Raw genomic sequence first — 22,645 nt, 5'->3', positions numbered from 1 at the left:
TCAACCCCCTACCGTCAAAATGTAGTTAATCGCTTTGTATATCACTCCATCAATCATCAAAAAGAATAACGAAGCTACAAAAACTGCCGCAAAAACAAGAGAAGATGCGATCAGAGTTTCTTTAAGCGTTGGCCAAGCAATCCTATCCCCCTCGGCTTTAACCTCTCTAAAAAAATTTGCGAAATTTATTATTCTCACCGGACCTTAAATAATGAAATTATGGAATGTAATGGTATATAAATTAATGACAAAGTCAAGACAGATTTTTCTTTTGCCAAGAAATTATTATATATATACTCAAAGTGTTTTAAGAATTGGCAAGGAATTGAGTGCCGAGCATAAGGAGCGTACAAAAGTACGTGACGAAATATGAGAGCGCAAAAATGACGATGCCAACTTTTAAAAGACGCAGAGTATACTATGCTAACTTTAAATATTGTAACAGAATTATCTGTACTCGTTCTGTGCATATATAGCTATAATATTAGAAAGGAGTTTTAACGCTTCTTGATAAGGTCTTTGAAAGCTATTCCTCCCAATAATCGAGCCGTTACCCCCCCCTGCATGAATGCCAATAGTTTCTCTATATATATCTTCCTCTGATTTAGCATCTCCTCCTGAAAATACAACCAACCTCTTTCCAACAAACGCCGACTGCATAACATGCTCAACCCGCTTTGCTATGTCCTGAAAATCTTTTTTAGATTCAGAGTATATATTTTGCGTTGCACCCAGCTCTACGGCGCTGGACGGTATTTTTACTTTTATTATATTAGCGCCCATTAACGCGGCAATATGCGTCGCATAGGCGATAACGTCCAAGGCTGTTTCACCATCTCTAGTGATATCCCCACCTCTGGGATATGACCATAGCACTGTTGCAAGTCCATAAGCCTTGGCTTCAGAGATTAGTTCACTTATCTCTTGAATCATGTCAAGGGAATCACTCGAACCTGGATATATAGTAAAGCCTATAGCAGTACACCCCAGATAAATTGCATCCTGTATAGTTGCAGTAATGGCTTGATTGGGCGAGTTGTTTTTAGGCACCAAGGAATTGCTACTATTAGCTTTTAAGATTAGTGGTATTGCACCGCGAAATTCATCAGGGATTGCCTCTAACATTCCTTTGGGGGCTGCATATGCATTCAGCTCTGCATCTATCGCTAGTTTTACATGGTATACTGGGTCATATGCCGCTTCGTTTACCGCGAAGCTTTTAGAAGGCCCATGCTCAAATCCTTGATCCACAGGTAAAATGACCATTTTGCCTGTGCCTGCTAGTTTTCCACTCATCAATATTCTCACGATGTTGGACTTAACGGCAGGGGTCTCACTTGTATAATTTTTAAGTATATTTGCAACTTGTGCGGTTAAATGCATAAAATTTTGTAATAAAAACTTTAGCCAGAGGGTATTGTAAACTGAAAAATTTTGCAATATAAAAAATTTACACACCTAATAATCAAAATTAACTTAAAAAATACGCTTAGCGCAGAGTGCCAAGTGCAAATCTAAACACTAAATGTTAAAATGATGAAATTTTGAAGCTAACGAAGTAAACTGGCTATTTCTGTAGCCGCGTAAGTGACAATCGCGGAGGCTCCCGCTCTTTTAAATGATACTAAACTTTCGATCATGGCCTCATCCCCACAAAACACACCTTGTTCTCCCGCAATTTTCAACATAGCATATTCTCCACTTACTTGGTAAGCTATTATAGGTATGTTGTACTCTAGTTTAATAAGCTTTATGATGTCAAGATAATGTATCCCCGGCTTAATTATTATGGCATCAGCTCCTTGAGAGATATCTAAGCCAGCTTGAATGACTGCCTCTTGAGAGTTTCTTATATCCATCTGATAACTTTTTTTATCAAGCTTCCCAAGCTGGCTCTTTGAGCCAACTGCATCTCTAAAGGGGCCATAAAAATTTGATGCATACTTTGCAGCATAAGAAACAATTTGCGTATCAGGGAAGCCTTCTTGTTCAAGTGATTCACGTATTTTGCCTACCCGTCCATCCATCATATCGGAAGGGGCTATAACATCACAACCCGCTTTTGCAAGCACCAAAGCCTGCTTACATAGAACGCTCACTGTCTGATCATTTAGAACAGCTCCAGCTTTATCTGTGATGCCATCATGCCCATTCAAAGTGTATGGATCAAGTGCAACATCGGCTATAATTCCTATGCCGATGTTTTGTCTTTTGAGCTCTTTTATTGCCCTGCACATCAGATTGTCATGATTATATGCTTCTTTCGCATCGTGGCTTTTTTTTGCTTTGTCAATTTGTGGGAATAGCATTATCGCTTTAATTCCTAAGTTCGCTGCGTTCACCACCTCCTTTATAACATTATCCAAACTCAACCTAAAAATACCAGGCATTGTTGTTATGGGCTCTTTTACTCCCAATCCCTCAGTTAAAAAATATGGTTGTATTAGGTTAAATGGTTGCAAGGAGTTTTCTGCAAACAGATCCCTACTCCATTTTGCATTTCTCTTTCTTCTTAGCCTGGTGGACGGATATTGAATGCTTACCATTTTTGTTTGTTTGTTGTTAACCATTTTTTTACTGTATACCGACTTATAAGACGTTATGTCAAGAATAGACTTCCCTATAAGGTTCTGTCGCATCTGTTAATTTTTGAAATAAAAAGTAAAAATTAAGAATTTTTAACGGCACCGTCAAGTTAATGGAGGTAAGGGCGTGACAGAGCATCTTTTTGAAAATTATGCAGCAGCTATGGATTGAGCGGCGTGATCCCAAATAGATTTAGCTTCGAAAAACATTTCTTTTTGCTTGCTAGAACTGTTAATATACCTGCCCACATCTACTGAAAATATGTTCCTTATTTTTCCCATCAAAGAAAGAGTTTGCTGTACCCCAGAAGGAGATTTGAATTTTATTAGGCATTTCTCTTTCCTGCGTGTTGGTTGGTGTGCATTTTCAACCCTATTATTTAATCCTTTATGGCGCCTATGCTCTGTTTTAGGGCACATTTCTTTTATAGGTTTGGTATAGCTTTTTAATTTATCTGTCACGATTACTCTGGGTACTGGATTTGATTGTAATAATCTTGATAAAAACCTTATCGCAGACTTTTTATTACGTCTGGTCTGTAGGAAGACATCTATCTCATATCCATCTTCATCTACAGCTCTCCACAAAATAAAATATTTACCGTTAATTTTAATGCTCATCTCATCCAAATGCCATTTATCCTTTACTTTCCTCTGCTTCTTCTTGATTATATCTAAAAACCTTTTTCCAAATTTAATACACCATGCTCTTATCGTTTCATGGCTTACTTCTATACCCCTTTATAACAACTCTTCTGCTACGTCTCTATAACTCAAATTAAATCTGTGGTACAACCAAACTGCATGTCCTATTATCACCATTGGATATCTGTATCTGCTCGCTCTTTCTTCCATTGTTTTTCTATTATTTTTTATTTTGCTCCAATTTACTATTTTTTCCCTCTTCTCTCAATACCTTTTGCACCTCAACTTTTTTAACTTGACGGTGCCTACAGAGATAATAAAGATTACTTTGATAGCTTGCCAGAAAGCTTCATCTCTCCAGAAATTAGAATCCCTTGCGGTAAACCTAAACGAAACAACATTATACAAAAACTAAAAGATATACTAAACGAATTAGATCGCAATTACTCCGATTTAGATGGAATCCGAATAGAGAATGAAAAAGGTTGGTATCTAGTAAGGGAGTCTAATAGCGAAGATGTGTTGACCGTCAGACTGGAAGGGTATTCGCAAGATAATTTTAACTTTATATTAAAAGATTTATCGAATATAATGGGAACAGCTGGGGTGAGATTACCCATCGATAATTTAATTGCAAGGTAATGAATAACATTTCATATAAAATCAAGGGCGGAGTACCTATTAAGGGGAAAATAACATGCATGGGGGCAAAAAACCTCACAACAAAAGTGATGGTTGCAGCGTTGCTGGCCCAAGACAAAACAGTATTGCAAGGCGTACCAAACATTGGTGATGCGGAAATCACCGCAGAGTTACTAAGGTCAGCAGGGGCTAAGATCACTTGGAGTAGAAACGATGGTACGATGCTGATAGATGCCACTAACATAAACATATATGAAGCATCCTTGCCAGATAGTAGAACCAATAGAATCCCAATTTTACTTTTAAGTATTCTGCTACATAGATTGGGTAAAGCTGCAGTCCCAACTGTTGGCGGGGACCACATCGGCAAAAGAAATGTGGATTATCATGTTGATGCAATAAAAAAATTCGGGGCAGACGTCGTTGAAAAAAAAGATAAATACATTGCCCATGCAAATTCGCGTTTAAAAGCTTGTCACATTGATTTGCCGTACCCTTCTGTTGGAGCGACAGAGACGTGCTTGTTCTTAAGTGTTTTGGCACAAGGCACAAGTATTATAAAAAATATTGCTTTAGAACCTGAAATCATCGAGCTTATTACGATGTTACGCTCCATGGGAGCCATCATTTTCTTGTCCACCAACAGAGAATTGATAGTGCATGGCGTTGAAAAACTAAATGGTACAAACTTTTTTATTGCTGGAGACAGAATTGAAGCAGCTTCATGGGCTTCTTTGGCGTGCGCATCAGATGGAGAAATTGAAGTGTCGGGTATAAGGCCGGATTTATTAGGTAATTTTTTGCCACATTATACAAAAATAGAGGGTGGATTCAAATTTTTGAGCAATGACAGCATTTTGTTTTTTCGCAAGGAAAAACTCAGATCAACCGAGGTAGAAACAGATGTATACCCTGGGTTTGCAACAGATTGGCAACAGCCATTTGCAACAATTCTGACTCAAGCCAATGGCATTTCCGTAATTCACGAGACTGTGCACGAGAAGAGGTTCGGCTATTTAGCGATATTAAACCAACTAGGAGCAAAAACCGAAGTGGTTAGCTCATGCTTAGGTTCCGTGCCATGCCGTTACAGAGGGCAAGATTTTATGCACAGCGCTTTAATTCATGGACCAACAAAACTCACTGCAATATCTTCTCCAATAGTTATTCCTGACCTAAGAGCTGGTCTGGCATATTTAATCGCAGCTGTTCTTGCCGAAGGGGAAACGCAGCTTGATGCAGCTGAACAAATTGAACGGGGTTATGGTAACTTAGCTGAGAAGTTAAAAAATACCAACATCGCACTTCAAAGGATAGAATCATAAAGCAAAAATTGGTGTTGTCATACTTCGGATTCCATTACATCTTCTGTCCGTCAAAATTGAATTTAGATAACCTGAGTTTTGGACAATGGTTGTAAAGAAAAAAGGGGTTAAATCCCAAATGGCCAGACCTTTTATGATTCCCCACTTCTTTCTTCTATTGTGCAGTAGTCTTTCTTTTGGGTTCTGTCGCATCTGTTGAAACACATAAGAATTTTTGATATTCTGAAAGAAATAGTTGCTGGTAATAATGTTTAAAGTAGACCCAAAATTAATGAAGTATTTTAAGAACCATGAATATGGCGCAGAAATCATTATGGTATCGCTGTATATGAAAGGAAGATATTCTTTAAGTTACAGAGAGATAGAAGAGATAGGCGGGTTGAGAGGACTCAACATAGATCACGCCACTCTACAAAGATGGGTAGTAAAGTTTATGCCAATACTTGAAGGAAGATTCAGAAAAAGAAAAAAGCCAGTCAACGGCAGCTGGAGAATGGACGAGACGGCTCTGTCGCATCTGTAATATGATGCAAAAACTTTCAAATTATTTGTATATTTTTCCATTAAGCAGTTAGTGAAAGAAATTTATCAAAGTCAGAATTATAATTGTCATTGTCAGCAAGTTGTCCTTTTTTAATCATGTGCAAGAGCTCTATTCCTGCAATAGTCCTGGCGGCACTTCTAAAGGATTTGAAACCAAGCATCGGTCTAGTTCGTTTCTTTACAAATCTGTGATCGCCTTCTATCCTATTGTTTAGATATTTGTTATGCCTAATTTCTATTTGGTCTTCTTTAGATAATGGCTTATTGATTGAATTTAAAGCAGCAGTATTAGAGCCGCTTTTATCTATATTAACCTTTGTAGGTTGGCCACTAGATTTGATTGCTTTCTTGAAAAACGCTTTAGCAGCTCTTTTATCTCTTTTTGCTCTTAGCATAAAATCTATAGTATCTCCGCATTTATCAAATGCTCTATACAAATAGACCCATCTACCTTTAACCTTGATATAAGTCTCGTCCATTCTCCAACTACCATTGACTGGCTTTTTTCTTTTTCTAAATCTTCCTTCAAGTGTTGGCATAAAGTTTATCACCCATCTTTGCAGAGTAGTGTGATCTATGTTCAGACCCCTTAATCCATCTATTTCTTCTATCTCTTTATAGCTTAATGACTATCTTCCCTTCATGTACAGAGATACCATTATTATTTCTGGACCATATTCGTGATTCTTGAAATATTTCATTATTTTTGATTCTACTTTAAACATTATTACCAGCAACTATTTCTTTCAGAATATCAAAGATTCTTATGTGTTTCAACAGATGCGACAGAACCATAGCTGCTGCATAATTTTCAAAAAGATGCTCTGTCACGCCCTTACCTCCATTAACTTGACGGTGCCATCTACAGCTCTCCACAAAATAAAATATTTACCGTTAATTTTAATGCTCATCTCATCCAAATGCCATTTATCCTTTACTTTCCTCTGCTTCTTCTTGATTATATCTAAAAACCTTTTTCCAAATTTAATACACCATGCTCTTATCGTTTCATGGCTTACTTCTATACCCCTGTATAACAACTCTTCTGCTACGTCTCTATAACTCAAATTAAATCTGTGGTACAACCAAACTGCATGTCCTATTATCACCATTGGATATCTGTATCTGCTCGCTCTTTCTTCCATTGTTTTTCTATTATTTTTTATTTTGCTCCAATTTACTATTTTTTCCCTCTTCTCTCAATACCTTTTGCACCTCAACTTTTTTAACTTGACGGTGCCTTTTGGACAAGGGTTGCAAAGAATTAAGTTTTTAAAATCGCAAATAGTAAAACTTGCGCGCGCCTTATAGCCTGGGCATTCAGTTGAGGCAGTATATGAGGATCGCTATTTTCATTCTGACGCAAAAATTACAAAAAAGAGCGTTTATGCAGTGGTCTTTATCATTCACTAACTGCAATAGCGGCAAAATTTAGTATGTCAGCAACACTTGCATTCATTGGTAAAATCTGTACTGACTTTGTAAGTCCACATAGTATAGGACCAATTGACCTGGCGTCTCCAAATTGTGACAACAACTTTACTGCAATATCAGCGCTGTGAAGCGATGGCATAATAAGAATATTCGCAGCACTCGTAAGCCTGCAAAATGGATATTTGGCAAATTGTTCTGGGTTGAGCGCAACATCAATGGAGACTTCTCCCTCATACTCAAAATCCACGTGTTTTAGATCCAAAATTCTAACAGCATCGGCTACTTTTTGTGCATCTGCGCTATAAGAACTGCCAAAGTTCGAGGCAGAAATTAGCGCAACTTTTGGAACTATTCCAAGTTTTTTAACTTCAGCTGCACTTTGGATAGCTATATCTGCCAACATCTCGCTTGTTGAGCATTCATTGATTGCAGTATCCGAAACAAATAGGGTCTTTTCATTAATGGAAACAACGCTAAGAGCAAATAAAGTCATGCCTGTTCTTAAATCAATTACGCTTGTTATTTCATCAAGGGTTTTTGCATAGTTTCTTGTAATACCCGTAATTAAAGCGTCTCCCTCGTTGTGCATCAACATCTCGGCCGCAAACACGTTCCTATCTCTGTTCACAAGCCTAATGCAGTCCCTGTATATATAGCCACTTCTTTGGTGCCTTTGATAAAGGTGCTTGGCGTATTTTTGGGTGCTATCAGACAAAGCAGCATTGATGATTTTTATACCAGAAATGTTAAAGGCACTCATTTTTTCCTGGATAACGCTTTCTCTACCAACTAGAATTGCTTCCCCATAGCCAAATTTTTGCCAATCTGCAGCTGCCTTAATGACAGGGTCCTCCTCTCCTTCTGCAAATATCACGGTCTTAGGATTATTTTTTAATTTATTGAAATAACTATCAATAATTTTAATAGACGGATTCAGTCTTCCAGATAACTTCTTACGGTATTCTTTGAAATCTTCTATCTTATTTCTTGCAACTCCAGATTCCATAGCCGCCTTAGCAACTGCTACGGATACTTCTTCCATCAATCTTGAATCGAAAGTTATAGGTATTATGTAATCAGGACCAAATTCGCAGTTACCATCCAAGCAAGTTGCATGAACTTCTTCGGTTATTTCTTCTCTTGCAAGATTTGCCAAGGCATAAGCTGCAGCTATTTTCATCTCATCATTTATTGTTGTCGCCATAACGTCAAGCGCACCTCTAAATAGATAAGGGAAACACATTAGGTTATTTACCTGATTTTTATAATCAGACCTACCTGTTGCAATAATTGAATCTGGTCTCAGTTTCATTACTTCGTCTGGAGTAATCTCAGGATCTGGGTTAGCCATAGCAAAGATGATGGGTTGAGACGCCATACCTTCTATCATTTCTTTGGAAAATGCTCCTTTAACTGAAAGCCCTATAAGCACATCTGCTCCTTTTGCAGCCTCTTCTAATGTTCTTAACTTAGTATCAACAGCAACAGCTTCTTTCCATGCATTCATCCCCTCTGTTCTGCCTTCGTATATAACCCCCTTTGTATCGCAAACAATTATATTACTGTGCTTGGCACCTATTTTCTTTATCAAACTCACACACGCAAGTGCAGCTGCTCCTGCTCCATTTACAACGATCTTTACATCTTCAATTTTACGTTTAGTAATATGCAATGCATTGATTAAGCCAGCAGCAGTCACTATGGCAGTGCCGTGCTGATCATCGTGAAACACTGGGATATTTAGACATTCCTTTAGTTTGTCTTCTATAATAAAGCATTCAGGTGCTTTTATATCCTCTAGGTTAATCCCTCCCCAAGTAACAGCTATGCTCTTTACAATCTCCACAAATTTTTCGGGGTCGGTTTCATCAACTTCTATATCGATAGAATCGATGTCTGCAAAACGTTTGAACAACGCAGCTTTTCCTTCCATCACCGGCTTGGAAGCTGCTGCTCCTAAATTCCCAAGCCCCAAAACTGCAGTTCCATTGCTGATGACTGCAACAAAGTTGCCTTTTGCGGTGTAGTCGTATATCTTTCCAAACTCCTTATGAATTTGTCTGCATGGCTCTGCCACTCCAGGACTATACGCCAATGACAAATCATGCTTGTTAACCAAATTTTTAGGCAACTTTATAGAGATTTTGCCTTTTGGATTTTTAGCATGGAATTCTAATGCTTCTTGTTCTAAATCATTCATGAATATGTCCTGTTATTAAATTGATTCTACTGATTGCACTTCCGGCACGTAATATTTCAACATACTTTCTATCCCTTGTTTTAACGTAATCGTAGAGCTTGGGCAGCCTTGGCATGCTCCGTGCAGTTCTAAGTATACTACTCCGTTTTCAAAATTTTTATATGTTATGTCGCCGCCATCTTGCGCAACTGCAGGCCTTATTTTTGTTTCGATCAGCTCTATTATCTGCCTTTCAATTTCAGAATTGATTTTTTCTATCCCCAATTTCTTAGTGCCTGCCTCTTTCTTCTTCTCAATAACTGGTATCCCAGCTATAAAATGGTCAACCATTCCTGCTAAAACATAGGTCTTTAACCTATCCCACGCAATATCTTCTTCTTTTGTAACAGAAACAAAGTCTTTCCCTAAAAAAACCGATTTTACACCATCAATCTCAAACAATCGCTTTGCCAATGGTGAATTTGAATAGTCGTCATCATTATTAAAATGGTACGTCCCCTTTTTTAAAACCTCTACCCCAGGGATAAACTTGATTGTATTGGGGTTGGGAGTATCTTGAGTTTGTATATACATGCAACCACTATACTTTATATTTTTATATCTCTTAGCAAACTTATCACAAATGTAGGTTTTAGTGAATATTTTTCATACAGCTTCATTAAATTTTCCTCTTCTGGTATCTCCCCAACACCTATTGCCAAATCGTGTCTGTGAATTCCACTGCACACCAAAACGGAGTCTATATTCATATTATTAGCCCCCTTTATATCATTTTCCATGCTGTCCCCAATCGCCAGAACTCTTTTGCCAGTCGCGACGTCTTTAAGGGCATATTCATATATATGCTTGTACGGCTTACCGAAATAAATGACTTCACCACCCAAATTTTCATATTCCTCAGCAATAACACCGGGGCATGGAACAACTTCCCCACTTGTTTTTATCGAAGATTTATCTGGATTGACACAGAGCACCGGGAGTTTATACTTTATTGCTTCTTCTGCTAGTTTTTTTGCTTCCTCATGGTAATTGATGATGCTTGTGATAATTCCAAAGTCTGCATCTTCTGCCTTACTAACTTTTTGATACCCACCTAAGTTAAAAACCACTTCTTCGGACTCTGGTGAGCCAATGTAAAAGTATTTGGTGCCAAATTGCTTTTTTTTGGTGAGGAGATCATTCGCAAATTCACCTGAAGAAACTAGCTTAGAATATAAAGAATCGTTTATGCCAAAGCCAGTTAACATAGACTTTACGGTCGAAGCCATTCTTGGAACATTGGAAAAGAAAATCACCTCCTTACCAATTTGTTTTAATTTTTGCAAAGTTTCCAACGCTTCTGGATAAAGATTGTGTCCATCGTAAATAACACCCCATAAGTCGAGTAATAATACGTCATAGTTACTGATATTGCCTGTTTTCATGTTGATTTAATAATACATTTTACCTATCTCTATCTCCCCTTTTCCATTTTTCTTTCTCCAATCGTTTGTATCCCTCAATGAAAAAACGCAACCACAAAATTCTTGTTTATAAAAGCTCTCCTCTTTTGCTATTTCATACATCCTACTGCTTCCACCATTTTTTCTCCAATTATAAGTCCAATATTCAACTTTAGGATACTTTGCAGCAGCTCTTTTCCCGCTTTCGTTAATTTGCTCCATATTTTTCCACCTGGAAATCCCAAGGGAGCTTGTAATAACCTCAAAGCCATTTTCATAAGCATACAACGCCGTTCTCTCAAAGCGCATATCAAAACACATTGTGCATCTTGGCCCCCTTTCAGGCTCAAACTCCATTCCCTTAGCTCTTCTAAACCAATTTTGCACATCATAATCGGCATCTATGAAGTCTATCCCTAATTTTTGTGCATATTTGATGTTTTCATCTTTTCTGATCTCATATTCTTTTTTAGGGTGGATGTTTGGATTATAGAAAAATATCGTAAGATTGATTCCGGAAGAGACCATCGCTTGGATCACCTCTCCGGAACAAGGCGCACAACATGAGTGTAGCAGCACTTTATTTTTGTCGCCGGGGGATGTAATTTTTTCCCTTTCCATCAATATTTGATCTTTTGAGTTATCAGGACAGAATAATACATAAAATATTTGGTTTCTTCAATAGTTCTCATCAAATTGCTTGATTTTTTATCACATAATCTTATAACTTGAACTTATAAATAATGAACGCATTCAGATGCTGATGGTTTCGATTATATTTTACCTTTTACTCGCGCTAGTGTTAATATCTGCATTGTTTGTGATTTCTTTAAAAAACCCTATACATTCTGTACTCTTCCTAATCCTAACATTCGTCAACGCGGCTGGCGTAATGATCATGCTTGAGGCTGAGTATGTAGCGATGATTACGCTTATAGTTTATGTTGGTGCAGTTGTCACCCTTTTTCTATTTGTTGTAATGATGATCAACATCAATCTTGCTGAGATGCAAAGCAATATGCCAAAAACTTTACCTTTTGCCGTTTTATTTGTTATTATATTCTTGGGTGGTGTTTGTTTTGCGCTCACACAATCGAAAATCAATTTGCCGGCAGCATTTGTTGAAAACTATGGTAAAGAAGCTCTTTTCCAGAACGCAGTAGACCAATTGGGCAAAACGCTTTACACAAAACACATTTTGGAGTTTCAGATTGCCGGGGTAATTTTATTTTTAGCCATGGTTGGTTCGATCACATTGGTACATAGAAGTTCTGGTAAATTTGTAAGAAAGCAGGATGTATATAAACAGGTTAGAAGAAGTAAAGCTGATTCAATAGAATTGGTCGATGTGAAATCTAGAAGTGGAGTAAAGGTATGGTAGAAAACCAAATATTGCTTGGCAGCGTTTCAATCAGCCATTTTATTATCTTCTCAACCCTTCTTTTTTTAGTTGGCATTGTTGGGATAATGCTCAATAAAAAAAGCATAATCAACATACTGTTCTCGATAGAGATTATGCTACTTGCTGTGAATCTAAACTTTTTGGCATTTTCTAAGTTGCTAAATGCAATTGATGGGCAGGTTTTCTCCATATTCATATTAACAATAGCTGCTTCAGAATCCGCAATTGGCTTAGCAATACTGATACTATTCTTTAGAAATAAGAAAAATATTGATATAGATAACACAACAGAGCTAAAAGGATAGATGTTTAAAATTGAATTATTGGCAGTATACAGCGTGTTTTTTCCATTATTGGGAGCGCTTTGGATCGGGTTAAATACTAGAAAATTCACCGCTTTATCCGCTCAATTAATCACAACTAGTATGCTGTGTTTTTCGGCTATTTTCTCTGTAATTGTGTTCTATCATGTTGTTTTTCTGCATGAGGTAATTCACATCAGGCTTTTAAAATGGGTGGATATATCATTTTTTCAAGCTTATTGGTCTATATACGTAGACTCGTTGACGGCCGTGATGTTATTCGTTGTGACTTTCGTTTCATGCCTGGTGCACATATATTCTATAGGGTATATGGAAGATGACGATTCTAAACAAAGGTTTATGAGCTATCTTTCTTTGTTCACTTTTTTTATGCTTATGTTAGTCACGTCGGACAACCTATTGCAGCTATTTCTTGGATGGGAGGGAGTTGGATTAAGCTCTTTTCTTCTGATTGGCTTTTGGTTCAAGAAAGAAAGTGCAAGCAAAGCAGCTCTTAAAGCTTTTTTAGTCAATAGAGTTGGCGATGTTGGCCTTGCATTGTCAATTTTTCTAATTGCCGTTACGTTTAAGTCTATAGAATACCAACAAATTTTTGCAAGCCTTTCCGGAATAGAAGTTGTATATGCCAAATTTTTTGGTATTGAGCTTTCCACCATGGACATCATATGCATACTTATGCTGATCGGGTGCATGGGGAAATCCGCGCAATTAGGGTTGCACACATGGCTTCCAGACGCAATGGAAGGGCCCACACCAGTTTCTGCATTAATACATGCAGCAACAATGGTAACAGCAGGCGTATTTTTATTAGCGAGATGCTCTTTTCTTTTCGAACATTCGCAGATGGCGCTTAACACTGTTACAGTAATTGGTGCATTTACATGCTTGTTTGCAGCAAGCATTGCGTTGGTACAAACCGACATCAAAAAAATCATAGCATATTCCACAAGCAGTCAGCTGGGATATATGTTTTTTGCATGCGGCGTTTCGGCTTACTCAGTGGCAATATTTCACTTGATGACCCATGCTTTCTTCAAAGCCCTGTTGTTTTTGGGAGCAGGAAGCGTGATCCATGCGATACACAATGAACAAGATATCAACAAAATGGGAGGGTTGTATAAATTTTTGCCAGTGACGTATGCTTTCATGTGGATAGGCTCTCTTGCTCTTGCCGGCATCTTCCCGTTTGCTGGGTACTTCTCTAAAGACTTGATTCTGGAGCATGCGCATCTTGCCGGCTCTGGCTTAGGAACTTTCGCGTATTGGATGGGTCTATTTGCTGCACTTTGCACAGCTTTTTACTCATGGAGGCTTATTATTTTGGTGTTTCATAAATCCTCAAGAGTTAATTGCGAAGCCGAGTCTGAAGAACACATTCATGAAGCTCCTAAAAGTATGATGGTACCAATGATATTGCTTGCAGTTGGGGCTGTTTTTAGTGGCTATGTTGGAGAATACATATTCAAAATTTCATCCCCTAATAGCAGTTTTTGGAACGGGGCTTTGGCAGCCCATGCGCATGGGGGGGATGATTCAAGTAAGTTTGTAAAGATACTACCACTTGTAATAGCAGTATCAGGCATTATGCTTGCTTATATAACCTATTTCAGAAATTCGTCTTTTATGTATATTATAATAGATAGGCTGAGACTTATTCGTGAAGTTTTGTACAATAAATATTACTTTGACGAGATTTATAACAGGATATTCGTAGTAACAATCAAAGACTTGAGTGACTTTCTTTGGAAATGGTTTGATAATAGTATAATTGACGGCATACCCAACAGTTTGGCTAGGATGACATTCGACATCTCAAGAGTGGCTCGTCATGTGCAAACTGGGAAAGTTTATCATTATTTATTCACTATGCTTATGGGCATTTTGGCGATTGTCAGTATAGTTATTTTTAGTTAGAAAATGGAACACTTCACAATTTTAACCCACATACTTCTTGCCCCACTCATCGCAGTGTGTGCAATTGCCATATATTCCTATGTTTTTAGGGCTCATTCTGAAGATATGGCAATGGTGGTTTGTTTAGTATGTATGTTTGGCGAAGTAGTTTTAGGTGTATTGCTTTGGGGATCGTTTGATCAAAATAATTCTGATTTTCAATTTGAAGAAAAGCTTGTTTGGTTTCGGTCAATGAACATATTTTATTCATTGGGTGTGGATTCCTTTTCTATTTACCTTGTGTTGTTGACTATTTTTTTGACCCCGGTGTGTATCGCGGTAGGGTTGAAGTCCATTAAAACTCACAGAATACTTTTTGTCAGCTTGTTTCTAATTTTAGAAACCTGTGTGATAGGTGTGTTTTGCGCTAAAGACTTGATTTTATTTTACGTTTTTTTTGAGGCTTTTCTAATCCCAATGTATCTTATCATAGGTATATGGGGTGGGAAGAACCGAGTCTACGCGTCGATAAAATTTTTCATATATACGCTTTTTGGCTCAATATTGATGCTACTTGCGATTGCTTACATATTCGTGCACGAGTCTACCAATGATATCACTGAATTGGCAACCATCTTGCAAAATTATCCGCTTGAGATTCAGAAGCTTTTGTGGCTGGCTTTTTTTATTTCGTTTGCAATAAAAATCCCATTATGGCCATTTCATACTTGGTTGCCAGATGCACACGTTGAAGCACCTACAAGTGGTTCTGTAATACTTGCAGGTGTGTTGTTGAAGATCGGGGGGTATGGACTATTAAGATTCAATCTGCCAATGTTTCCAGAAGCATCAATCTACTTCGCAGATTACGTGTTATGGATTAGTATAATAGCCGTAATCTATACATCTATCGTCGCATTGATGCAAACGGATATGAAAAAAATGATCGCCTATTCGTCAGTTGCTCATATGGGGTATGTTGTTGCCGGCATCTTTTCCTTCAATGTATATGGAATTCAGGGAGCGATTTTTCAAATGATAAGCCATGGCTTAGTTTCTAGCGCGTTGTTCCTCTGTGTTGGGGTTTTATACGCACAAACACATACAAAAGCAATAGTTGTGTATCAAGGACTGGCGCATAAAATGCCAAAATTTTCGCTATTGTTTACGGTATTTGTTATGGCATCGATAGGTTTACCTTCAACTGCTGGATTTGTCGGTGAATTTCTGGTTTTACTTGGGGCGTTTGAGTTTGACCATCTTTATGGTATATTGCTTACATTTGGAATGGTCTTGGGTGCAGCATACATGCTTTGGTTATATATACGAACAATATTTGGTGACCATAACAAGACACTCCAAGCCTTGCAAGATATAAAAGGGTTAGATAGGGTCATACTGACAGTATTTGCAATATTAATTATAACAATTGGAGTGTATCCTAAAATAATTAATGATTACTCACAGAAGGCAGTTGAACAGCTTGTAACTAAAATAAGTAATGTGAAGATTCAAAAGCTAAACAGATAATCTTAAACCGATGTTAAAAATTTTACACATAGACTTATATCACATTGCCCCAGAAATCACCATGATACTTGGGGCTTTTTTGGCCCTAATGGTTGGAGTATTTTTAAAAACCAAAGCCTTCCGGATTACAAGCAATCTTACACTTCTTGTGTTTATCGCGAGTGTATACCAGATATTGCATGTGGAGAATGGAACATTTTTATTATTTAACGACTCATTCTTGGTTAGTAACTTTACTCAATTGACTAAGATCATAATCATTGCGTGCAACTTTATGGCATTGCTTGCTATTTCTTATTTTGAAAGACAGACCTCGACTTTCGAAACACCAATCCTTATCTCCATTTCTGCTTTAGGAATGTGCATTTTTGTGAGCAGTAACAGTTTGTTGGTTTTGTATTTAGGGCTTGAACTCTTCAGTTTAAGTTTATATATTCTGATCGCAACCAATCGAGATGACGAAAAATCGATAGAGGCAAGCTTAAAATACTTTATCTTAGGGTCTATTAGCTCTGGTATTTTTTTACTTGGAGCATCGCTGATTTACGGCTATACAGGCGTTATAAATTTTGATGAGATAAGTTTTATTTATAGCAGTAATTATTGTTGCAGTTCACATGATGCAACACACAGTCCGATTCTACTTATAGGATTGATGCTGCTCATAATCACTATGATGTTTAAACTTTCGCTATTCCCTTTCCATAATTGGGCCCCGGATGTGTATGAAGGGTCTCCAACTACGATTACTATGATACTAGCATCCTCGGCTAAATATGCAGTATTCGCCTTGTTTTTGAGATTGATCTTTGAACCGTTACTTGTTTTTAAAGAGCAATTACAACCAGTCTTAATAATCGTAGCTGTTGCCTCCATGTTTTTTGGCAACATTGCCGCGATATTACAAAAAAACATAAAAAGACTTATAGCCTATAGTTCAATAAGCCATATGGGCTTTATTTTGATGAGCATTGCGATATATCACCAAGCTTATCTTGAATACATAATTTTTTATGCAATTACGTATGTTACTTTAACCCTAACATTCTTTGCGCTAGTGGTTGTTCTGAATAAAAAAGAGGGGTTTGACGGAAGCTTAAAAAGTTTAAGTGGTTTGTCACGAGATAGTGCTTTTTTATCTCTTATCTTTGTTGTTGTAATGTTTTCTATGGCAGGTATCCCACCAATGGCTGGGTTTTTTGCTAAATTCTACATCTTCGTAATGCTGCTAAAAACAGGTTATTACCAGCTGGCAATTATTGCGTTTATTACTACGGTAATTGGCGTGTTCTACTACCTCAATGTAATAAGAGCGATATATTTCGAAAAACAGAACCTTAAGGTGCGACCAAAGGCTATTAACTTCACTTGGGTGGAGGTTTTATTTCTTGCCTTTGGCGCAGCCTTCAATCTTTTCTATATATTATTCCCATCTTACATGCTAGATTTGATAAAGAGTTGTATTAGCTAGGGGCGGTGGTCTATGCTACTTGTAATTGATGCGGGAAATACTAATATAGTAATTTGTTTGTTTAACGATGATACCATAATCGCAAAATGGAGAATTGCGACGTTAAACCAGTATACAGAGGATGAATATGCGGGACAAATATTACCACTTCTTACCCTTTTAAATATAGATTTGACGCAAATTAATGGAGCCATCATCTCATCAGTGGTTAGAAGGACTGTGAAACCCATGTCTGCCTTTGTGAAAAAGTATCTGAAGTTAACCCCTTTAATCGCAAAAGACTGCATGCACGATGTATCTTTGAAGATTGAGCAACCAGAAGAACTTGGTTCGGACATATTAGCCAATGCAATAGCGGCGAACGATTTAGCTAAAGAGAATTGTATATTTTTGGACTTTGGAACGGCGCTTGTAATTGGTGTGATTACAAAAGAAAAAGAATTTCTGGGAGCTACGATATCACCTGGGATAAAGACAGCGCACAGTGCTCTTATAAGCAAGGCAGACCTCCTAGGCCACACCAATATATCCAAACCAAAACATATACTTGGAACTAACACAGCCACTGCAATAAGTTCTGGAATATATACCTTTTACGTTTGTGCTGTTAATGGTATACTCTCGATGATCCGCAGGGAACATGAAAGAGATTTTAAAACTGTGATTACCGGAGGTTTTGCATCCATAATCCAGAATGAAATTGAATCAGTGGATTTTTATGATCCAGACTTGACGCTCAAAGGATTAAAACTTTTATATGATTTTAACAAATAAAATGCTCCAGACTAACGATATAGTTTATTCAACAAAGACGGAAGTTCAATGCCATGGCGAAAGTAAAGAGTTTGGACATCCAAGAGTTTATTTAAAAATTTCTTCGGATAACAAGATAGCCTGCCCATATTGCAGCAGACAGTTTATTTATACGCCTTTAGATCAGACAGCACATAATAGATTGCATACAACAACTGCTGGAATGTTAGAGAAAGAAGAACATGAACAATTTAAGCGCTTTGGTAACGATTTGACTACACAATCACCAACTGCAATGGATTTATGCAGGAACTCTGATGAACTCCAATAACAATGTTTCGCAATATCAGCTGCTGATTATAGCTGGGTTTTTTGCCGCTTTTATCGCTGTTATTTTTACATTCACGACGATATTCATACCATTTATTTTAGCCTTTGCGTTTGCATATTTCCTTGAACCTCTTATCCGTTATATGACACTGAGAAGAAAACTAAATAAAACTTTCTCTATAACGATTGTGTTGCTTGGTTTTTTTGCTGGATTTTTCCTTCTGTTTTATTATTTGATACCCATTTTTTTGGCAGAAACAGATGGATTGCTAACAAAACTAAATGTGCAATATTATTTCTCTAAAATAACCGTAATGAATTATGTGACAGATATTTTAAGAGAAAATTTCCCAGCTTTTGCCCACATGATGCAAAGTAGTCTGGATGATATTTCCACCTTCTTTTTTAAATTTTCCAACCAGATATTTACTAATATAATAAATTCTGGCAGATTTCTGCTCAACCTGGCAACCATTTTACTTATAACTCCAATTTTAACTTTTTACTTTGCTTTTGATATGCAAAAAATTAAAGACTGTCTTAAAAATTTAATACCAAAAAATCACAAACAAGATGTGCTCAACCTGATTAACGAAGTAAACACTACATTGTCTAAATATCTAAAGGGGCAGATTACTGTCTGTATAATCTTAGGGATATATTATAGCGTAGCACTACTCGCTCTTGGGATTGACTATGCTGTGGTGCTTGGGATATTTTCAGGTATCTCATTATTCATACCCTACTTAGGCATTGCATTTAGCTTTATACTAACGGCCATTCTTGGGTTTATAGAATTTAAAACATTTAATATCTTGCTTTATTTAACCGCAGTATATGTATGTGGGCACATTATGGAAGGCGTTTTTATTACCCCAAAACTGATAGGAAAAAGCTTAAATCTGCACCCATTATGGATTATTTTGGGTTTATTCCTTGGTGGAAGCTTATTAGGATTTTTTGGGATATTGCTTGCAATTCCATTGACAGCTATTATCGCTGTATTTATAAGGTTTATAGTAAGGCTGTATAAAAAAAGTAAATTATATAAATATTAAGGTAACATATGGAATCTATTGATAACAACACAAAGGAACTGCTCAAACAGTATATTGAAAAAATAGAAAGGCTAGAAGAAGAAAGAAATCTTATTAGCAATGACATTAAGGATTTGTTGCTTGATGCAAAAGCGAAGGGGTTTGTACCCAACATAATCAAACAGGTAATAAAAGCCAGAAAAATGGATGCAGATACTTTAAATGAGCAAGAAGCCCTATTTGAGCTTTACAAAAATGCTGTTGGGTTAGAATAAATAAATTTTTTATACAAATGTACTTAAGTAAGTTTTTATTACCAACCAGCAAAGATGTAACGTCAGAAGCAAAACTTGTGTCTCACCAATTAATGTTGAAAAGTGGCATGATAAAACAAGTATCCTCCGGGATATATAGTTGGCTTCCTTTAGGCGTGAGGGTCCTAAGTAAAATTGAAAGCGTTATAAGAGCAGAACTCGATGTTATTTATGGTCAAGAAATTGTCCTACCATCATTACAACCGCTTACTCTTTGGGAAAAGTCGGGTAGAGCTGTAGAAGAATCCGACATGAAATCACAAATTTTTCATCTGGTAGATCATAAAGAGAGTAAGTACGTATTGCCACCATCTGGAGAAGAAGTAATTACCGATCTCTTCAATAACTCCGTGCAGTCGTATAAGGAGATGGGTAAAATACTTTACCAGATCACCTGGAAATTCAGGGATGAGATTAGGCCAAGACATGGCGTTATGCGTGCAAAAGAGTTTTTGATGAAAGACGCGTATTCTTTTGACACAAGTAGGGATATGGCGCTTGAAAGTTATGAAAGGGTGTTTAGAGCATATCTGAATATTTTCAAGAGAATGGATTTAACTGTTGTGCCGGTATTAGCTCCAACTGGTGCGATGGGAGGGAATTACAGTCATGAATTTCATATTTTATCCCCAAATGGTGAAAGTACGATATATTACCAAACAGAGCTACTGGATTATCTCAAGCAAAATGACTTCACACTGCAAAACTTCGAAAAATTTTATGCAAAAGAAGAGGAAAAACATATCCCAGAAAGTTATGACTCTCTCAATGTTGTGCAGAGTAAAAGCATAGAAGTTGGACATTTGTTTTATTTAGGGCAGAAATATAGTAAAGCGTTAGGTTGCATATATCAGGCAAACGATGGGGGCAATCATTTTCCCGAAATGGGTTGCTACGGCATAGGGATTTCACGGTTGGTGGCTGCTGTAATAGAAAGCTCTAACGATTCCAAAGGCATAATCTGGCCAAGTGCAATATCACCATTTGATCTTGTTATAATCAATTTAAAGCCAGATGATGCAGTATGTGATACCCTTGCAAAAGAGTTGTATACACAACTTAGTTCGTTATATGAAGTGCTTTGTGACGATACTTACAATAGTGCTGGAAGAAAATTTGCGGATATGGACTTAGTTGGCATAACGTGGCAGGTAATCATAGGCCCTAAACTTGCGACTGAAAGAAAATTCGAGCTGAAAAATAGAAAAACTAGTGCTATAGAAGTTTTGGATTTAGCACAGATTCATGAAGTAGCTCAACATATAAAAAGCTACAAAACCAATAGTTCTAAGTAACCCAGCGTTGTTGAAAAAGATTTATCCATTATCGGTCAAAGGTAAGTATAGAAGACTCAAGAATAAAGTTAATATTGCTTTAGTGCTTGCGTATTTCTTCGCATCATGGATAAGGTGGGATAGAGGCATGGGGTTTCCTAATCAAGCTATTATAATTGATTTACCTTCAAGAAAAGGCTACTTTTTTGGACTGCAAATATGGCCGGATGAAATCTATTTTATAACCATACTCTTAATACTAGCAGCTCTTGGACTTTTTATTTTTACAACCTTGTTTGGTAGGCTTTGGTGTGGTTATACATGCCCTCATACTGTTTTTACTGATATATTTATTAAAATCGAAACTTTTTTTCAGGGTGACAGAAACGAAAGAATTACGCTGGATAATTCTTGCCTCGATAAGAAGAAATTCATAAAAAAATCACTCACCTATATCTCGTGGTTAATTGTTGCTTTCTTTTTTGCATTTGCTTGGGTTGCATATTTCTATGATGCTATGGATTTGGCTAAAGATTTCTACAGTCTCAGCATCAGTTTTTCTGGCATACTTTGGTTGCTATCCCTGACGTTTACAACCTATGTATTCGCAGGGGTTTTTAGAGAAAAAGTCTGCATATATATGTGCCCATACGGAAGGTTTCAATCTGCAATGATTGAAAAAAGCACAACTGTAGTTACGTACAATCATTTAAGAGGTGAACCAAGAGGTAAGGTAAGTGAAGTTGTTGGGGATTGTATAGACTGCTATAAATGCTTTTTAGTGTGTCCTATGGGGATAGATATTAGAGATGGTTTGCAAATGGAATGCATCGGATGTGGTCTTTGTGTGGATACTTGTGATGAGGTGATGGAAAAAATAAAACGTCCAAAGGGGCTAATTGCTTACAGCAGCGAGGATGCTGTAAAATCCAGTTCTATAGACCAACCAACACTCAAGAAAATTTCAAGCCCCAAAAGTATTTTTTATTTTTTAGTCTTTTGCGTAGTGTTCGGTCTTGCTGTTTTCAGCTTAATCAATAAGCAGGAACTTAGCATAATAGTCATCAAAGAAAGGGCACCTCTTTTCACATTAACTCCGGCCGGGACAATAAGAAACGCCTATACGTTAAAACTACAAAACAAGTCTTTATCGCAGAAAGAGTACTTACTTTCTATAGATGGATTAGATAGCTATAAGTTTAAAGTCCAGGGCTTTCAACAAAGTTCTGGGAGAGAATTCATCATTAGTTTGGCGCCAGAACTGGAAACTGAATTGAAGATTTTTATTGAAGCGAACAACAGCAGCTTTCATGAGCAGAAAATAGAATTTACTTTGAAAGATACGTCCAGCCATAAGTTATATAACGAGACAAGCGTTTTTATATTTAATTAGGACTGCTGAAGCTGTACACTCCGCTAACTTCAAAATTAGCCTAAAAATATATCGGTCTGGGGTATTTCGTTGAGTACTATTGTACGTTCCCTCATAAAGACCACTGCGT

At 37.1% G+C, this 22,645-nt stretch carries 24 protein-coding genes and 1 pseudogene; 14 read left to right on the top strand and 11 right to left on the bottom strand.

The window, feature by feature from the left end:
- The 4 genes from secE to Bandiella_RS00470 form a co-directional block, all read right to left on the bottom strand.
- Positions 1 to 198 (bottom strand): preprotein translocase subunit SecE, encoded by a 198-nt coding sequence (gene secE, locus Bandiella_RS07390; RefSeq protein WP_407651249.1) that lies wholly within the window; start codon positions 196 to 198, stop codon positions 1 to 3.
- 249 nt (positions 199 to 447) lie between these two features.
- A complete protein-coding gene (locus Bandiella_RS00480) occupies positions 448 to 1,383 on the bottom strand; it encodes a class I fructose-bisphosphate aldolase (RefSeq protein WP_323732962.1) in 936 nt (311 codons plus the stop codon).
- A gap of 167 nt (positions 1,384 to 1,550) precedes the next feature.
- Positions 1,551 to 2,546: a porphobilinogen synthase gene (gene hemB, locus Bandiella_RS00475; RefSeq protein WP_323733425.1), complete on the bottom strand. Its 996-nt coding sequence runs from the start codon at positions 2,544 to 2,546 to the stop codon at positions 1,551 to 1,553.
- A gap of 189 nt (positions 2,547 to 2,735) precedes the next feature.
- A complete protein-coding gene (locus tag Bandiella_RS00470) occupies positions 2,736 to 3,320 on the bottom strand; it encodes an IS6 family transposase (protein WP_323733405.1) in 585 nt (194 codons plus the stop codon).
- 246 nt (positions 3,321 to 3,566) lie between these two features.
- Here Bandiella_RS00470 and Bandiella_RS00465 point away from each other — a divergent pair, with 246 nt between their 5' ends.
- Positions 3,567 to 3,872, top strand: coding sequence for a hypothetical protein (locus Bandiella_RS00465; protein WP_323732961.1), 306 nt, complete (start codon positions 3,567 to 3,569; stop codon positions 3,870 to 3,872).
- On the top strand, positions 3,872 to 5,197 hold the full coding sequence (gene murA, locus Bandiella_RS00460; protein WP_323732960.1) for a UDP-N-acetylglucosamine 1-carboxyvinyltransferase: 1,326 nt from the start codon (positions 3,872 to 3,874) through the stop codon (positions 5,195 to 5,197). The genes Bandiella_RS00465 and murA overlap by 1 nt, the downstream gene beginning before the upstream one ends.
- Here the strand turns inward: murA and Bandiella_RS00455 are convergent.
- Complete coding sequence (locus Bandiella_RS00455; protein WP_323732959.1) at positions 5,192 to 5,389, bottom strand: hypothetical protein; 198 nt, start codon at positions 5,387 to 5,389, stop codon at positions 5,192 to 5,194. The genes murA and Bandiella_RS00455 overlap by 6 nt on opposite strands.
- A gap of 55 nt (positions 5,390 to 5,444) precedes the next feature.
- On the opposite strand from Bandiella_RS00455, the gene Bandiella_RS00450 reads away from it, so the two are divergent.
- On the top strand, positions 5,445 to 5,720 hold the full coding sequence (locus Bandiella_RS00450; protein WP_323732958.1) for a hypothetical protein: 276 nt from the start codon (positions 5,445 to 5,447) through the stop codon (positions 5,718 to 5,720).
- Positions 5,721 to 5,760: 40 nt separating this feature from the next.
- On the opposite strand, the pseudogene Bandiella_RS00445 reads toward Bandiella_RS00450, so the two are convergent.
- From Bandiella_RS00445 to Bandiella_RS00420, 6 genes and pseudogenes are all read right to left on the bottom strand, one after another.
- Positions 5,761 to 6,465, bottom strand: a pseudogene (locus Bandiella_RS00445) (IS6 family transposase).
- Positions 6,466 to 6,567: 102 nt separating this feature from the next.
- Entirely contained in the window at positions 6,568 to 6,885 is a 318-nt protein-coding gene (locus tag Bandiella_RS00440; RefSeq protein ID WP_323732957.1) for a hypothetical protein, read from the bottom strand.
- A 257-nt stretch (positions 6,886 to 7,142) separates the two neighbouring features.
- Positions 7,143 to 9,374: an NADP-dependent malic enzyme gene (locus Bandiella_RS00435; RefSeq protein ID WP_323732956.1), complete on the bottom strand. Its 2,232-nt coding sequence runs from the start codon at positions 9,372 to 9,374 to the stop codon at positions 7,143 to 7,145.
- A 15-nt stretch (positions 9,375 to 9,389) separates the two neighbouring features.
- Positions 9,390 to 9,947, bottom strand: a complete 558-nt coding sequence (locus Bandiella_RS00430) for a NifU family protein (protein ID WP_323732955.1) — start codon at positions 9,945 to 9,947, stop codon at positions 9,390 to 9,392.
- Between the two features lie 14 nt (positions 9,948 to 9,961).
- Entirely contained in the window at positions 9,962 to 10,798 is an 837-nt protein-coding gene (locus Bandiella_RS00425; RefSeq protein WP_323732954.1) for a TIGR01459 family HAD-type hydrolase, read from the bottom strand.
- Between the two features lie 6 nt (positions 10,799 to 10,804).
- Entirely contained in the window at positions 10,805 to 11,437 is a 633-nt protein-coding gene (locus tag Bandiella_RS00420; protein WP_323732953.1) for an epoxyqueuosine reductase QueH, read from the bottom strand.
- Positions 11,438 to 11,573: 136 nt separating this feature from the next.
- Between Bandiella_RS00420 and Bandiella_RS00415 the strand changes: the two genes are divergently transcribed.
- The 11 genes from Bandiella_RS00415 to ccoG all read left to right on the top strand — a co-directional run bounded on the left by Bandiella_RS00415 (position 11,574) and on the right by ccoG (position 22,536).
- Positions 11,574 to 12,197, top strand: a complete 624-nt coding sequence (locus Bandiella_RS00415; protein WP_323732952.1) for an NADH-quinone oxidoreductase subunit J — start codon at positions 11,574 to 11,576, stop codon at positions 12,195 to 12,197.
- Positions 12,191 to 12,523: an NADH-quinone oxidoreductase subunit NuoK gene (nuoK, locus tag Bandiella_RS00410; RefSeq protein ID WP_407651248.1), complete on the top strand. Its 333-nt coding sequence runs from the start codon at positions 12,191 to 12,193 to the stop codon at positions 12,521 to 12,523. Before Bandiella_RS00415 ends, nuoK begins: the two co-directional genes overlap by 7 nt.
- On the top strand, positions 12,524 to 14,455 hold the full coding sequence (gene nuoL / locus Bandiella_RS00405; protein WP_323732951.1) for an NADH-quinone oxidoreductase subunit L: 1,932 nt from the start codon (positions 12,524 to 12,526) through the stop codon (positions 14,453 to 14,455).
- A gap of 3 nt (positions 14,456 to 14,458) precedes the next feature.
- Positions 14,459 to 15,964, top strand: a complete 1,506-nt coding sequence (locus Bandiella_RS00400; RefSeq protein WP_323732950.1) for an NADH-quinone oxidoreductase subunit M — start codon at positions 14,459 to 14,461, stop codon at positions 15,962 to 15,964.
- A 10-nt stretch (positions 15,965 to 15,974) separates the two neighbouring features.
- On the top strand, positions 15,975 to 17,435 hold the full coding sequence (locus tag Bandiella_RS00395) for an NADH-quinone oxidoreductase subunit N (RefSeq protein ID WP_323732949.1): 1,461 nt from the start codon (positions 15,975 to 15,977) through the stop codon (positions 17,433 to 17,435).
- Between the two features lie 12 nt (positions 17,436 to 17,447).
- Positions 17,448 to 18,209 carry a type III pantothenate kinase gene (locus Bandiella_RS00390; RefSeq protein ID WP_323732948.1) on the top strand — a complete coding sequence of 254 codons (762 nt, stop codon included), beginning with the start codon at positions 17,448 to 17,450 and terminating at the stop codon, positions 18,207 to 18,209.
- Positions 18,193 to 18,519 carry a zinc-finger domain-containing protein gene (locus tag Bandiella_RS00385; protein WP_323732947.1) on the top strand — a complete coding sequence of 109 codons (327 nt, stop codon included), beginning with the start codon at positions 18,193 to 18,195 and terminating at the stop codon, positions 18,517 to 18,519. Before Bandiella_RS00390 ends, Bandiella_RS00385 begins: the two co-directional genes overlap by 17 nt.
- Complete coding sequence (locus Bandiella_RS00380) at positions 18,506 to 19,576, top strand: AI-2E family transporter (protein ID WP_323732946.1); 1,071 nt, start codon at positions 18,506 to 18,508, stop codon at positions 19,574 to 19,576. Before Bandiella_RS00385 ends, Bandiella_RS00380 begins: the two co-directional genes overlap by 14 nt.
- Positions 19,577 to 19,584: 8 nt before the next feature.
- A complete protein-coding gene (locus Bandiella_RS00375) occupies positions 19,585 to 19,830 on the top strand; it encodes a DUF2312 domain-containing protein (RefSeq protein WP_323732945.1) in 246 nt (81 codons plus the stop codon).
- Between the two features lie 92 nt (positions 19,831 to 19,922).
- Positions 19,923 to 21,164, top strand: coding sequence for a proline--tRNA ligase (locus Bandiella_RS00370; protein ID WP_407651247.1), 1,242 nt, complete (start codon positions 19,923 to 19,925; stop codon positions 21,162 to 21,164).
- A gap of 10 nt (positions 21,165 to 21,174) precedes the next feature.
- On the top strand, positions 21,175 to 22,536 hold the full coding sequence (ccoG, locus tag Bandiella_RS00365) for a cytochrome c oxidase accessory protein CcoG (protein WP_323732943.1): 1,362 nt from the start codon (positions 21,175 to 21,177) through the stop codon (positions 22,534 to 22,536).
- The last annotated feature ends 109 nt before the right edge of the window (positions 22,537 to 22,645 follow it).

Source organism: Candidatus Bandiella woodruffii, from assembly GCF_034359465.1.
Classification (GTDB): Bacteria; Pseudomonadota; Alphaproteobacteria; order Rickettsiales; family Midichloriaceae; genus NDG2.
This window is presented reverse-complemented; position numbering and strand designations above follow the sequence as displayed.

What these genes read in the sequence shown, in the direction of transcription:
- Bandiella_RS00370 (WP_407651247.1), top strand. Translation starts at nt 19,923, where the DNA reads ATGTTGAAAAGTGGCATGATAAAACAAGTATCCTCCGGGATATATAGT.
- Bandiella_RS00455 (WP_323732959.1), bottom strand. Translation starts at nt 5,389, where the DNA reads ATGCGACAGAACCCAAAAGAAAGACTACTGCACAATAGAAGAAAGAAG.
- Bandiella_RS00420 (WP_323732953.1), bottom strand. Translation starts at nt 11,437, where the DNA reads ATGGAAAGGGAAAAAATTACATCCCCCGGCGACAAAAATAAAGTGCTG.
- Bandiella_RS00440 (WP_323732957.1), bottom strand. Translation starts at nt 6,885, where the DNA reads ATGGAAGAAAGAGCGAGCAGATACAGATATCCAATGGTGATAATAGGA.
- nuoL (WP_323732951.1), top strand. Translation starts at nt 12,524, where the DNA reads ATGTTTAAAATTGAATTATTGGCAGTATACAGCGTGTTTTTTCCATTA.
- Bandiella_RS00450 (WP_323732958.1), top strand. Translation starts at nt 5,445, where the DNA reads ATGTTTAAAGTAGACCCAAAATTAATGAAGTATTTTAAGAACCATGAA.
- Bandiella_RS00395 (WP_323732949.1), top strand. Translation starts at nt 15,975, where the DNA reads ATGTTAAAAATTTTACACATAGACTTATATCACATTGCCCCAGAAATC.
- Bandiella_RS00430 (WP_323732955.1), bottom strand. Translation starts at nt 9,947, where the DNA reads ATGTATATACAAACTCAAGATACTCCCAACCCCAATACAATCAAGTTT.
- nuoK (WP_407651248.1), top strand. Translation starts at nt 12,191, where the DNA reads ATGGTAGAAAACCAAATATTGCTTGGCAGCGTTTCAATCAGCCATTTT.
- Bandiella_RS00435 (WP_323732956.1), bottom strand. Translation starts at nt 9,374, where the DNA reads ATGAATGATTTAGAACAAGAAGCATTAGAATTCCATGCTAAAAATCCA.
- Bandiella_RS00400 (WP_323732950.1), top strand. Translation starts at nt 14,459, where the DNA reads ATGGAACACTTCACAATTTTAACCCACATACTTCTTGCCCCACTCATC.
- Bandiella_RS00415 (WP_323732952.1), top strand. Translation starts at nt 11,574, where the DNA reads ATGCTGATGGTTTCGATTATATTTTACCTTTTACTCGCGCTAGTGTTA.
- Bandiella_RS00380 (WP_323732946.1), top strand. Translation starts at nt 18,506, where the DNA reads ATGAACTCCAATAACAATGTTTCGCAATATCAGCTGCTGATTATAGCT.
- hemB (WP_323733425.1), bottom strand. Translation starts at nt 2,546, where the DNA reads ATGGTAAGCATTCAATATCCGTCCACCAGGCTAAGAAGAAAGAGAAAT.
- Bandiella_RS00390 (WP_323732948.1), top strand. Translation starts at nt 17,448, where the DNA reads ATGCTACTTGTAATTGATGCGGGAAATACTAATATAGTAATTTGTTTG.
- Bandiella_RS00480 (WP_323732962.1), bottom strand. Translation starts at nt 1,383, where the DNA reads ATGCATTTAACCGCACAAGTTGCAAATATACTTAAAAATTATACAAGT.
- Bandiella_RS00375 (WP_323732945.1), top strand. Translation starts at nt 19,585, where the DNA reads ATGGAATCTATTGATAACAACACAAAGGAACTGCTCAAACAGTATATT.
- Bandiella_RS00385 (WP_323732947.1), top strand. Translation starts at nt 18,193, where the DNA reads ATGATTTTAACAAATAAAATGCTCCAGACTAACGATATAGTTTATTCA.
- murA (WP_323732960.1), top strand. Translation starts at nt 3,872, where the DNA reads ATGAATAACATTTCATATAAAATCAAGGGCGGAGTACCTATTAAGGGG.
- Bandiella_RS00425 (WP_323732954.1), bottom strand. Translation starts at nt 10,798, where the DNA reads ATGAAAACAGGCAATATCAGTAACTATGACGTATTATTACTCGACTTA.